The 11303-nt window shown below is 54.3% G+C and carries 14 protein-coding genes and 1 other annotated feature; of the genes, 10 read left to right on the forward strand and 4 right to left on the reverse strand.

The window, feature by feature from the left end:
• From KHQ28_RS01170 to pfkB, 3 genes are all read right to left on the reverse strand, one after another.
• Positions 1 to 298, reverse strand: a 298-nt coding sequence (locus KHQ28_RS01170; RefSeq protein WP_211777555.1) for a fructosamine kinase family protein, incomplete at its 3' end; no start/stop codon positions are given.
• Between the two features lie 105 nt (positions 299 to 403).
• On the reverse strand, positions 404 to 688 hold the full coding sequence (ghoS, locus tag KHQ28_RS01175; protein ID WP_002910033.1) for a type V toxin-antitoxin system endoribonuclease antitoxin GhoS: 285 nt from the start codon (positions 686 to 688) through the stop codon (positions 404 to 406).
• Between the two features lie 94 nt (positions 689 to 782).
• The gene (pfkB, locus tag KHQ28_RS01180; RefSeq protein WP_004145382.1) at positions 783 to 1715 is read right to left on the reverse strand and encodes a 6-phosphofructokinase II; all 933 of its coding nucleotides are present in this window, start codon (positions 1713 to 1715) and stop codon (positions 783 to 785) included.
• A gap of 356 nt (positions 1716 to 2071) precedes the next feature.
• Here pfkB and KHQ28_RS01185 point away from each other — a divergent pair, with 356 nt between their 5' ends.
• The 10 genes from KHQ28_RS01185 to ihfA all read left to right on the forward strand — a co-directional run bounded on the left by KHQ28_RS01185 (position 2072) and on the right by ihfA (position 10935).
• Positions 2072 to 2830, forward strand: a complete 759-nt coding sequence (locus KHQ28_RS01185; RefSeq protein ID WP_002910030.1) for a YdiY family protein — start codon at positions 2072 to 2074, stop codon at positions 2828 to 2830.
• A 271-nt stretch (positions 2831 to 3101) separates the two neighbouring features.
• The gene (locus KHQ28_RS01190) at positions 3102 to 3335 is read left to right on the forward strand and encodes a hypothetical protein (protein WP_002910028.1); all 234 of its coding nucleotides are present in this window, start codon (positions 3102 to 3104) and stop codon (positions 3333 to 3335) included.
• Between the two features lie 431 nt (positions 3336 to 3766).
• A complete protein-coding gene (gene thrS, locus KHQ28_RS01195; protein WP_002910026.1) occupies positions 3767 to 5695 on the forward strand; it encodes a threonine--tRNA ligase in 1929 nt (642 codons plus the stop codon).
• A gap of 3 nt (positions 5696 to 5698) precedes the next feature.
• Positions 5699 to 6241: a translation initiation factor IF-3 gene (gene infC, locus KHQ28_RS01200; protein WP_004189469.1), complete on the forward strand. Its 543-nt coding sequence runs from the start codon at positions 5699 to 5701 to the stop codon at positions 6239 to 6241.
• A 92-nt stretch (positions 6242 to 6333) separates the two neighbouring features.
• The gene (rpmI, locus tag KHQ28_RS01205) at positions 6334 to 6531 is read left to right on the forward strand and encodes a 50S ribosomal protein L35 (protein ID WP_001124225.1); all 198 of its coding nucleotides are present in this window, start codon (positions 6334 to 6336) and stop codon (positions 6529 to 6531) included.
• Between the two features lie 50 nt (positions 6532 to 6581).
• Positions 6582 to 6938: a 50S ribosomal protein L20 gene (gene rplT, locus KHQ28_RS01210; RefSeq protein WP_000124850.1), complete on the forward strand. Its 357-nt coding sequence runs from the start codon at positions 6582 to 6584 to the stop codon at positions 6936 to 6938.
• A gap of 118 nt (positions 6939 to 7056) precedes the next feature.
• Positions 7057 to 7181, forward strand: a sequence feature (Phe leader region).
• On the forward strand, positions 7062 to 7106 hold the full coding sequence (pheM, locus tag KHQ28_RS01215) for a pheST operon leader peptide PheM (protein ID WP_001386830.1): 45 nt from the start codon (positions 7062 to 7064) through the stop codon (positions 7104 to 7106). It overlaps the preceding feature by 45 nt.
• 63 nt (positions 7182 to 7244) lie before the next feature.
• A complete protein-coding gene (gene pheS, locus KHQ28_RS01220) occupies positions 7245 to 8228 on the forward strand; it encodes a phenylalanine--tRNA ligase subunit alpha (protein ID WP_002909105.1) in 984 nt (327 codons plus the stop codon).
• A gap of 15 nt (positions 8229 to 8243) precedes the next feature.
• Positions 8244 to 10631: a phenylalanine--tRNA ligase subunit beta gene (pheT, locus tag KHQ28_RS01225; protein WP_002909101.1), complete on the forward strand. Its 2388-nt coding sequence runs from the start codon at positions 8244 to 8246 to the stop codon at positions 10629 to 10631.
• Between the two features lie 4 nt (positions 10632 to 10635).
• Complete coding sequence (gene ihfA, locus KHQ28_RS01230) at positions 10636 to 10935, forward strand: integration host factor subunit alpha (RefSeq protein WP_002909098.1); 300 nt, start codon at positions 10636 to 10638, stop codon at positions 10933 to 10935.
• Between the two features lie 52 nt (positions 10936 to 10987).
• Here the strand turns inward: ihfA and KHQ28_RS01235 are convergent.
• Positions 10988 to 11303, reverse strand: a 316-nt coding sequence (locus KHQ28_RS01235) for a RidA family protein (RefSeq protein WP_211777556.1), incomplete at its 5' end; no start/stop codon positions are given.

Raw genomic sequence — 11303 nt, forward strand, 5'->3', positions numbered from 1 at the left:
CCAGCGGACGGGGAGGGAGGTACTCCATGACCACGAAGCTATAGTCGCGATCGCTGCCGACGGCAAAGACCTGCGGTACGCGAACGGTTTTGCTTCGCGACAGCAGCTCCAGCTGATCGGACTCGGCGGTGAAGATAGGCAGAAGTTCCCGTTCGTCGCATTTCACGAAGTAATCTTTCCCGCCGAAGCGTAAATGCCAGGCGGAATGGATCTCTCCACCGGGCAGCTCGGTTTTCAGTTCGATTTCAGCGTCTTCGGTATGCCAATCGCGTAAAAGAGTACTGATTGCTTGCCACATGCTGTCTCTCCCCATGTTTTCCACCATATCATAAGGTTAGCGCATTACTACCGGGTAAACCTGGAACTGACGCACAACTGACGCTTTCCGTTGCGCTAAACGCACTTATTGAGCTTTTAACCACTCGGCGAATGTGGCCACAGCGATTTCCGCCGGGCGGCCAAGGGCCGCTTCCGCCAGGCCAGCGCTGAGGGCCTTAACTTCCTCGGCCGTCTGGCCGCTCAGCAGGCCGAAGGTGTTGGTACCCAGCTCATGGGGCGTGCCCTCTTCATCATTGAGCGTCAGTACAAACCCGGCACGGGTAAAATGGTTGCTTACCTCATTGATCTCCGTCAGCGCCTGTTCATGGAAGGTCACGCTGACGACCCAGGCGGTAATCTCATTGCTCATCTCTACACCCCGTTGTTATGCATGGCCTTTCCAGCATAGACCATCCTGCTTATATTGTGATTCCCCTCCGCCTGCGCGGAGGGGGCCGGGAAGATCAACGCCCGCAGAGATAATCATAGATTTTTTGCGTATTGGCCCGCGAGCAGAGGCGGGTGCCCTGGTTGATGGTCGCGGCGCTACCGGCGGCGACGCCAAAGCGAACCATGTCTTCAAGGCTGGCGTTTTCCGCCAGACGCAAGGTCATGGCGCCCACCATGCTGTCGCCAGCCCCGACGGTGCTCTGGCTTTTCATCGGTGGCGGCACAACCTGAACGCTGCCGCTGGCGTCCACGCCTAACGCCCCCTGCGGACCCAGGGAGACCACCACCCGGCGCACTTTACCGGACTGGATCAACGACTGAGCGGCAAGGCGCACGTCATCGGGTTGGCTGAGATCGCGCTGCACGAGGGCGCTAAGCTCTTTCTGGTTCGGTTTCACCAGCTCAATATTGCCGACGTCCAGCGCGGCGGCCAGCGCATCGCCGGAACTGTCAATGATGCAGCGCAGTCCCTGCTGTTGCGCATTTTTCACCAGTTGCATCAGATTATCGACGCTAATACCTGGCGGCAGGCTGCCGCTGACCACCAGCAGAGAGCCGGGTTCGATAGTCAGAACCTTCTCTTCCAGACGGCGGAATTCATCGTCCGTCAGTGCCGCGCCGGGCATAACGAAGCGATACTGTTCGCCGCTGGCGGCCACGTGGACGTGCAGGTTTTGCCGCGTCCAGTCGCGGGTTTCGACGGTCTCGACCGGCACCTGCTCATCGGCCAGCAGGGCTGCAAGATGCTCGCCGGTAGCGCCACCGACCGGGAAAATGGCGGTGGCTTTGCCGCCGAGAAAGGTCACGGCGCGGGCCACATTGATCCCGCCGCCGCCAGGTTCAAATACCGGCGCGCTGCAGCGAAGTTTGCCTTCCGGGTAGATCTGTGGGGTTTGCGTGGCGCTATCCAGCGAGGGGGCCAGCGTGAGCGTGTAAATTTTGGTCATTCCTTCTCCTCCTTAATACGGCGACTGTCGTTAATTTAAGCATGGCACGATGACTCGGGGAGGGAAAGTCCAGTTCCTGACAGTTTTGCAAAGATGCCTCTATTTTCATTATGAAATAAAGATTGTTTCCGGAGCTGTCTTATTCAAAAAACGAAAGAGTAAGTGATTGCTATGTTATTCGTGCTTTTTTATAATTTGCTACCTTTCTTAGGACCTGCACTCCGCGATCCTCGCGAAAGTTTCCGGGACCCTCAGGTCTCTTTTATGTTGTACGGACGCTAAATTCAATGAGCCGGCGAGATTATGCCTGTTCATCATTTGTACTGTCCTAAAAAAATGTATTTTAGAGAGTTATAATGAAGCTTTTAAAGACAGTACCCGCAGCGGTTATGCTGGCGGGGGGGCTTTTTGCGTCTGTTGGCGCAATGGCCGATGATTCTGTATTTACCGTCATGGATGACCCTTCCGCTGCCAAAAAACCGTTCGAAGGGGTGGTTAACGCAGGCTACCTGGCGCAGTCCGGCAACACCAAGAGCTCTTCGATGACGGCGGATTCCACCCTGACCTGGTATGGTAATACCACCGCCTGGTCGCTGTGGGGCAACGCCAGCAACACATCGTCCAATGATGAGCGATCCTCAGAAAAATATGCTGTCGGCGGACGTAGCCGCTACAACCTGACCGATATGAACTATGTCTTTGGTCAGGGTAGCTGGCTAACTGACCGCTACAACGGCTATCAACAGCGCGATGTTGTGACGGCGGGCTATGGTCGTCAGATCCTCAACGGGCCGGTGCACAGTCTGCGGTTTGAATTCGGTCCTGGCGTTCGCTATGACGAATATACCGACGGGGATACTGATACCCAGCCGCTGGGTTATGCTTCGGGTACCTGGGCCTGGCAGATGACCGATAACGCCAAATTTTCGCAAGGGGTATCGGTGTTCGGCGCCGAGGACACCACGGTCAACTCAGAGAGCGCGTTAAACGTGGCGATTAACGCCCATTTCGCCCTGAAGGTCGCCTACAACGTGACCTGGAACTCTGAGCCGCCTGCGTCCGCGCCGGAGCATACCGATCGCCGGACCTCGCTCTCCCTCGGGTATAAGATGTAATATTTCAGGCCGGGTTTTCCCCGGCCTGTTCGTTTTGGTTTTAGCAATTAGTGATATTATTTTTTCTGGCCGTTCGTTTTACTTTTTGTAAAAAGGAAATAGCCCTCCATTTTTTCTCCATTATTCACGAGCGCCTGACAAATATTCATTCTATTTGACACAAATAGCTAAATATTCGACGGACAAATATGTGATCTGGATCTATACTAACAACCACTGACCGGAGGGCGACATTGCCCGGTCTGTTTTCCGTAATAAGAGAATTAACATCATGAAAAACAATCGTTATACCATCGCAGCCCTGGCGCTGTGCGTGCTTTCTTTTGGCGCATCAGCCGCCACGCCCGTTCCGCCATCGGGTCATCAGGATCATACCCAGGTAGGTATCGCCAAAGCCTCTGACGTTGAGGCTGGTTCGAATATTGCGCCCGGCGCCCCTACCACCGGAAAATCCATGAACGACGCCTTTAATGTGCATACGCTGGTGGCCGGCGAGTGGTCTTAATATTGCAGGCTATCGTTTCGCGAGCGGTCTAATAAGCCGGGTTAAGTGGTACCGGTTTAATGGCCCGCGGTATACATTCAGCAGGCAATATCTCCACGTCTCTTTTATCATGTCCGAATAATATCGTCCGGCGCCATTGGCCAATATTACCGCGCCACATCGCTTATATTCTGCTTTTTATCCGTGGCCCTCTTGTTTTCTCCGCATTCCGCCATCATTTATGCTGTTGCGGCTTTAATCACGTACCAATGATGTGTAAACTACTCCCCGGTGTTATCAGCAGGCGGCTGCAGGGGGGAGCGATCGTTCCGGTCGTGCTCCTATTTTCGCAGAGTGAAGCGGGAACTGCGCCTTAACCTGATGATAATTATGATTATATAGTTTTGTATGTGCTCTTTCGTGCGGGGCACCACTGCAAATAAGGACATAAAATGCCTGTAATTACGCTTCCTGATGGCAGCCAACGCCATTTTGACCACGCAGTTAGTCCGATGGATGTCGCGCTGGATATCGGTCCAGGCCTGGCGAAAGCCACCATTGCCGGGCGGGTAAACGGTGAACTGGTAGACGCCTGTGACCCGATCGAATCCGATTCCACTCTCTCTATCATCACCGCGAAAGATGAAGAAGGGCTGGAGATCATTCGTCACTCCTGCGCGCACCTGTTAGGCCATGCCATCAAACAGCTGTGGCCCAACACCAAAATGGCTATCGGTCCGGTTGTCGATAATGGTTTCTACTATGACGTAGACCTCGACCACACCCTGACCCAGGAAGATATCGACGCGCTCGAAAAACGTATGCATGAGCTCGCCGAGAAAAACTACGACGTTATCAAGAAGAAAGTGAGCTGGCATGAAGCGCGTGAAACCTTCGTGAAACGCGGCGAAAGCTATAAAGTTTCTATTCTTGATGAAAACATTGCCCATGATGACAAGCCTGGCCTGTATCATCATGAAGAATATATCGATATGTGCCGCGGTCCGCACGTACCGAACATGCGCTTCTGCCATCACTTTAAGCTGATGAAAACCGCCGGAGCCTACTGGCGCGGCGACAGCAACAATAAAATGTTGCAGCGTATCTACGGCACCGCGTGGGCAGATAAAAAAGCGCTGAATGCCTACCTGCAGCGTCTGGAAGAAGCCGCCAAGCGTGACCACCGTAAAATCGGTAAGCAGCTCGACCTGTATCACATGCAGGAAGAGGCGCCGGGGATGGTGTTCTGGCACAATGACGGCTGGACCATCTTCCGTGAACTGGAAACGTTTGTTCGTTCTAAACTGAAAGAGTACCAGTATCAGGAAGTAAAAGGTCCGTTCATGATGGACCGTGTGCTGTGGGAAAAAACCGGCCACTGGGACAACTACAAAGATGCGATGTTCACCACCTCTTCTGAGAACCGTGAATACTGTATCAAGCCGATGAACTGCCCGGGTCACGTGCAGATCTTCAACCAGGGGCTGAAATCCTACCGCGACCTGCCGCTGCGTATGGCGGAATTCGGTAGCTGCCACCGTAACGAACCGTCTGGCGCGCTGCATGGTCTGATGCGCGTTCGCGGCTTTACCCAGGATGATGCGCATATCTTCTGTACTGAAGATCAGGTTCGCGATGAAGTGAACGCCTGTATTCGTATGGTCTACGATATGTATAGCACCTTTGGCTTCGAGAAGATCGTCGTCAAACTGTCGACTCGCCCGGAAAAACGTATCGGTAGCGACGAGACCTGGGATCGCGCGGAAGCGGATCTGGCGGTGGCGCTGGAAGAAAATAACATCCCATTTGAATATCAACTGGGTGAAGGGGCGTTCTACGGCCCGAAAATTGAATTTACCCTGTATGACTGCCTCGATCGTGCATGGCAGTGCGGTACCGTACAGCTGGACTTCTCTCTGCCGCAGCGTTTAAGCGCCTCCTATGTGGGCGAAAACAACGAGCGTCAGGTGCCGGTCATGATTCACCGTGCGATTCTCGGTTCTCTGGAGCGCTTCATTGGCATCCTGACCGAAGAGTTCGCAGGCTTCTTCCCAACCTGGATTGCACCAGTGCAGGTAGTGGTCATGAATATTACCGATTCTCAGGCTGAATACGTTAACGAATTGACGCGTAAACTACAAAATGCGGGCATTCGTGTAAAAGCAGACTTGAGAAATGAGAAGATTGGCTTTAAAATCCGCGAGCACACTTTACGTCGTGTCCCGTATATGTTGGTCTGTGGCGACAAAGAAGTCGAAGCCGGCAAAGTGGCCGTGCGCACCCGTCGCGGGAAAGACCTCGGCAGCATGGACGTAAATGAAGTGATCGAGAAGCTGCAACAAGAGATTCGCAGCCGCAGTCTTCAACAACTGGAGGAATAAGGTATTAAAGGCGGAAAACGAGTTCAAACGGCACGTCCGAATCGTATTAATGGCGAGATTCGCGCCCAGGAAGTTCGCTTAACAGGTCTGGAAGGTGAGCAGCTGGGAATTGTGAGTCTGAGAGAAGCTATCGAAAAGGCTGAAGAGGCTGGAGTAGATTTAGTTGAAATCAGCCCTAACGCCGAGCCGCCAGTTTGTCGTATCATGGACTACGGCAAGTTCCTTTATGAAAAGAGTAAGTCTTCTAAGGAACAGAAGAAGAAGCAGAAAGTTATCCAGGTTAAGGAAATTAAATTCCGCCCTGGTACTGATGAAGGTGACTATCAGGTAAAACTCCGCAGCCTGATTCGCTTTCTCGAAGATGGCGATAAGGCCAAGATCACGCTGCGTTTCCGCGGTCGTGAGATGGCCCACCAGCAGATCGGTATGGAAGTGCTTAACCGCGTGAAAGACGATCTGGTTGAACTGGCAGTAGTCGAATCCTTCCCAACGAAGATCGAAGGCCGCCAGATGATCATGGTGCTCGCTCCTAAGAAGAAACAGTAAGGCCATCAAGAAACATTTCCGGTGGGCTTCGGCTCACTGGTTTTGTTCGCCTTTGTTTCGTTTATTAACAATGCGAAGTGGAAGTTATTAAAATGCCAAAAATTAAGACCGTACGCGGTGCTGCTAAGCGCTTCAAAAAAACCGGTAAAGGTGGTTTTAAGCACAAGCACGCTAACCTGCGTCACATTCTGACTAAAAAAGCTACCAAGCGTAAACGTCACCTGCGTCCGAAAGCCATGGTTTCCAAAGGCGATCTGGGCCTGGTTATCGCGTGCCTGCCGTACGCATAAGTCGTTAACGTTTAACTTTTTTAACTTAGAATAGATACAGGAGAGCACACATGGCTCGCGTAAAACGTGGTGTAATTGCACGTGCACGTCACAAGAAAATTTTGAAACAAGCTAAAGGCTACTACGGTGCGCGTTCTCGCGTATACCGCGTTGCCTTCCAGGCTGTTATCAAAGCTGGTCAGTACGCTTACCGTGACCGTCGTCAACGTAAACGTCAGTTCCGTCAACTGTGGATTGCACGTATCAACGCAGCAGCACGTCAGAACGGTATTTCTTACAGCAAATTTATCAATGGCCTGAAAAAAGCCTCTGTTGAAATCGACCGTAAGATCCTGGCTGACATCGCTGTATTCGACAAAGTAGCGTTCACCGCTCTGGTCGAAAAAGCGAAAGCAGCTCTGGCATAAGCCAGTTGAAAGAGGGAGCTTGTCTCCCTCTTTTCGTTTCAACACCATCAATACATTGACTTTTATCGGCGCAGGCTTTTCAATACAGCTCTGACGTTTCTTACCAGACAAGGTAATGCAAGCATGAATGCTGCTATTTTCCGCTTCTTTTTTTACTTTAGCACCTGAACTCAGGGGGCTTGCGCGTGAAAGAAGAAACGGAAAACAGCGCCAGAAAGCCTCCCCTGTGGAGGCTTTTTTCGTATATGGATTCGGAATATTAATTTCACTATAACCGGTGTCTGCACCGACATAATGAGGAAAACCATGTCACATCTCGCAGAGCTGGTTGCCAGTGCCAAGGCAGCCATTAACGAGGCATCAGATGTTGCTGCGCTGGACAACGTCCGCGTGGAATACCTGGGTAAAAAAGGGCATCTGACCCTGCAAATGACCACCCTGCGTGAGCTGCCGCCGGAAGAGCGTCCGGCAGCCGGTGCGGTCATCAACGAGGCGAAAGAGCAGGTGCAGCAGGCGCTGAACGCGCGTAAAGCTGAACTGGAAGGCGCAGCGCTCAATGCGCGTCTGGCCGCAGAGACCATTGACGTCTCGCTGCCGGGTCGCCGCATTGAAAACGGCGGCCTGCATCCGGTTACTCGCACCATCGACCGTATTGAAAGTTTCTTCGGTGAGCTCGGCTTTACCGTGGCGACGGGCCCGGAAATCGAAGACGATTACCACAACTTCGATGCGCTGAATATTCCGGGTCACCATCCGGCGCGCGCTGACCACGACACTTTCTGGTTCGATGCCACTCGCCTGCTGCGTACGCAGACCTCCGGCGTGCAGATCCGCACCATGGAAAACCAGCAGCCGCCTATCCGTATTATCGCGCCGGGCCGCGTCTATCGTAACGACTACGATCAGACCCACACCCCGATGTTCCATCAGATGGAAGGTCTGATCGTTGATAAAAATATCAGCTTCACCAACCTGAAAGGGACGCTGCACGACTTCCTGAACAACTTCTTTGAAGAAGATCTGCAGGTCCGCTTCCGTCCGTCCTACTTCCCGTTCACCGAACCGTCTGCGGAAGTTGACGTAATGGGTAAAAACGGCAAATGGCTGGAAGTGCTGGGCTGCGGGATGGTGCACCCGAACGTGCTGCGTAACGTGGGTATCGATCCGGAAGTCTACTCCGGCTTCGCCTTCGGCATGGGCATGGAGCGTCTGACCATGCTGCGCTATGGCGTCACCGATCTGCGCGCGTTCTTCGAAAACGATCTGCGTTTCCTCAAACAGTTTAAATAAGGGCAGGACAGAACAATGAAATTCAGTGAACTGTGGTTACGCGAATGGGTTAACCCGGCGATCGACAGCGAAGCGCTTTCCGATCAGATCACCATGGCGGGCCTCGAAGTAGATGGCGTTGAGCCGGTCGCCGGCAGCTTCAACGGCGTCGTAGTCGGGGAAGTGGTGGAGTGCGGTCAGCACCCGAACGCCGACAAACTGCGCGTCACCAAAGTCAACGTCGGCGGCGAACGCCTGCTGGACATCGTCTGCGGCGCGCCAAACTGCCGTCAGGGGCTAAAGGTCGCGGTAGCCACCATCGGCGCCGTGCTGCCGGGCGATTTCAAAATCAAGGCCGCGAAGCTGCGCGGCGAGCCGTCTGAGGGGATGCTGTGCTCCTTCTCCGAGCTGGGTATTTCCGACGACCATAGCGGTATCATCGAGCTGCCGGCAGATGCGCCCATCGGCACCGATATTCGCGAATACCTCAAGCTTGACGATAACACCATCGAAATCAGCGTCACGCCAAACCGCGCCGATTGCCTGGGCATCATCGGTGTGGCGCGCGATGTCGCTGTCCTGAACAAAGCGCCGCTGAACGCGCCGGAAATCACGCCGGTTGCCGCGACGATTGACGACGTGCTGCCGATTCAGGTTGACGCGCCGCAGGCTTGCCCGCGCTATCTGGGGCGCGTGGTGAAAGGTATCAACGTCAAAGCGCCGACGCCGCTGTGGATGAAAGAGAAGCTGCGCCGCTGCGGGATCCGCTCCATCGACGCGGTGGTTGACGTGACCAACTATGTGCTGCTTGAGCTGGGCCAGCCGATGCACGCCTTTGACCGCGACCGTATTGAAGGCGGGATCGTGGTGCGCATGGCGAAAGAAGGGGAAACCCTGGTCCTGCTCGATGGCTCTGAAGCAAAGCTCGACAGCGACACGCTGGTCATTGCAGACCATAACAAAGCGCTGGCGATGGGGGGGATCTTCGGCGGGGAACACTCCGGCGTTAACGACGAAACCCAGAACGTGCTGCTGGAATGCGCGTTCTTCAGCCCGCTGTCCATTACCGGCCGCGCGCGCCGTCATGGCCTGCACACCGATGCCTCTCACCGCTATGAGCGCGGCGTCGATCCGGCCCTGCAGTATAAAGCGCTGGAGCGTGCAACCCGTCTGCTGATCGACCTCTGCGGCGGTGAAGCCGGCCCGGTCATTGACGTTACCAGCAAAGAGAATCTACCAACACGCGCCACCATTACGCTGCGTCGCAGCAAGCTGGATCGCCTGATTGGCCACCATATCGCTGACGCGCAGGTCACCGACATTCTGCAGCGCCTCGGCTGCGAAGTGACGGTTGGCGAGGGCGAATGGCAGGCGGTTGCGCCGAGCTGGCGTTTCGACATGGAGATCGAAGAAGATCTGGTTGAAGAAGTGGCTCGCGTTTACGGCTACAACAACATTCCTGACGAGCCGGTGCAGGCGGGTCTGATCATGGGAACCCACCGCGAAGCGGACCTGTCGCTGAAGCGCGTGAAAACGCTGCTGAACGACAAAGGCTATCAGGAAGTGATCACCTACAGCTTCGTCGACCCGAAAGTCCAGCAGCTGATCCACGCCGGGGAAGAGGCGCTTATCCTGCCAAGCCCGATCTCCAGCGAAATGTCGGCGATGCGCCTGTCGCTGTGGACCGGCCTGCTGGGCACCGTGGTCTACAACCAGAACCGTCAGCAGAGCCGGGTGCGCATCTTTGAGAGCGGCCTGCGCTTTGTGCCGGACACCAATGCGCCGCTGGGCATTCGTCAGGATGTGATGCTGGCCGGGGCGATCTGCGGCAACCGCTACGAAGAGCACTGGACACTGGCGAAAGAGACGGTCGATTTCTATGATCTGAAAGGCGATCTGGAAGCCGTTCTGGATTTAACCGGAAAATTAGCGGATATCGAATTCCGTGCTGAAGCGACCACCGCGCTGCATCCGGGACAATCCGCAGCGATTTATCTTAAAGGTGAACGCATTGGTTTCATTGGGGTTGTTCATCCTGAGCTGGAACGTAAACTGGATCTGAACGGTCGCACTCTGGTGTTCGAACTGGAGTGGAACAAGCTCGCAGACCGCGTGGTGCCTCAGGCGCGCGATATTTCCCGCTTCCCGGCGAACCGTCGCGACATCGCGGTGCTGGTCGCGGAAAACGTGGCTGCCGCCGATGTTTTAGCCGAATGTAAGAAAGTTGGCGTAAATCAGGTAGTTGGCGTAAACTTATTTGACGTGTACCGTGGTAAGGGTGTGGCGGAAGGGTATAAGAGCCTTGCGATTAGCCTGATCCTGCAGGATACCAGCCGTACACTCGAAGAAGAGGAGATTGCCGCTACCGTTGCCAGATGTGTAGAGGCATTAAAAGAGCGATTCCAGGCATCATTGAGGGATTGAACCTATGGCGCTTACAAAAGCTGAAATGTCAGAATATCTGTTTGATAAGCTTGGGCTTAGCAAGCGGGATGCCAAAGAACTGGTCGAGTTGTTTTTCGAAGAGATCCGTCGTGCTCTGGAAAACGGAGAACAGGTCAAACTCTCCGGGTTCGGCAACTTCGATTTGCGGGATAAAAACCAACGCCCGGGACGTAACCCGAAGACGGGGGAGGATATTCCCATTACAGCCCGGCGCGTGGTGACCTTCAGACCCGGTCAGAAGCTGAAAAGCCGTGTCGAAAACGCGTCGCCGAAAGACAAATAATCTGAACTAATTAAAAAGGCCGCATTGCGGCCTTTTTCTTTTCTGACAATCTTTACGCTTTGACGGCGGTGAGCATGATCTCCACCAGGATTTCTGGTCGCGCCATCTCCGCCTGCACGGCCGCTCGCGCCGGGCTATAGCCTTCCGGCATCCATTGCACCCACACCTCATTGAATGCGGCAAAGTCACGCTCGATATTTTTCAACCAGATCTGCGCGGAGAGAATGTGCTGCTTATCGCTCCCGGCTGTGGCCAGCAGCGCGTCGATCTTCTCCAGTACTTCACGGGTTTGTAAAACGATATCGTCTTCATTGCTTTTTGGCGTCTGCCCGGAGAGGAACAGCAGATCGCCATACGCAACGCTGGCG

The organism is Klebsiella sp. 28, assembly GCF_018223905.1.
Taxonomy (GTDB): Bacteria; Pseudomonadota; Gammaproteobacteria; order Enterobacterales; family Enterobacteriaceae; genus Klebsiella; species Klebsiella pneumoniae.

What these genes read in the sequence shown, in the direction of transcription:
- KHQ28_RS01190 (WP_002910028.1), top strand. Translation starts at nt 3,102, where the DNA reads ATGAAAAACAATCGTTATACCATCGCAGCCCTGGCGCTGTGCGTGCTT.
- KHQ28_RS01185 (WP_002910030.1), top strand. Translation starts at nt 2,072, where the DNA reads ATGAAGCTTTTAAAGACAGTACCCGCAGCGGTTATGCTGGCGGGGGGG.
- rplT (WP_000124850.1), top strand. Translation starts at nt 6,582, where the DNA reads ATGGCTCGCGTAAAACGTGGTGTAATTGCACGTGCACGTCACAAGAAA.
- thrS (WP_002910026.1), top strand. Translation starts at nt 3,767, where the DNA reads ATGCCTGTAATTACGCTTCCTGATGGCAGCCAACGCCATTTTGACCAC.
- ihfA (WP_002909098.1), top strand. Translation starts at nt 10,636, where the DNA reads ATGGCGCTTACAAAAGCTGAAATGTCAGAATATCTGTTTGATAAGCTT.
- rpmI (WP_001124225.1), top strand. Translation starts at nt 6,334, where the DNA reads ATGCCAAAAATTAAGACCGTACGCGGTGCTGCTAAGCGCTTCAAAAAA.
- ghoS (WP_002910033.1), bottom strand. Translation starts at nt 688, where the DNA reads ATGAGCAATGAGATTACCGCCTGGGTCGTCAGCGTGACCTTCCATGAA.
- pfkB (WP_004145382.1), bottom strand. Translation starts at nt 1,715, where the DNA reads ATGACCAAAATTTACACGCTCACGCTGGCCCCCTCGCTGGATAGCGCC.
- pheT (WP_002909101.1), top strand. Translation starts at nt 8,244, where the DNA reads ATGAAATTCAGTGAACTGTGGTTACGCGAATGGGTTAACCCGGCGATC.
- pheS (WP_002909105.1), top strand. Translation starts at nt 7,245, where the DNA reads ATGTCACATCTCGCAGAGCTGGTTGCCAGTGCCAAGGCAGCCATTAAC.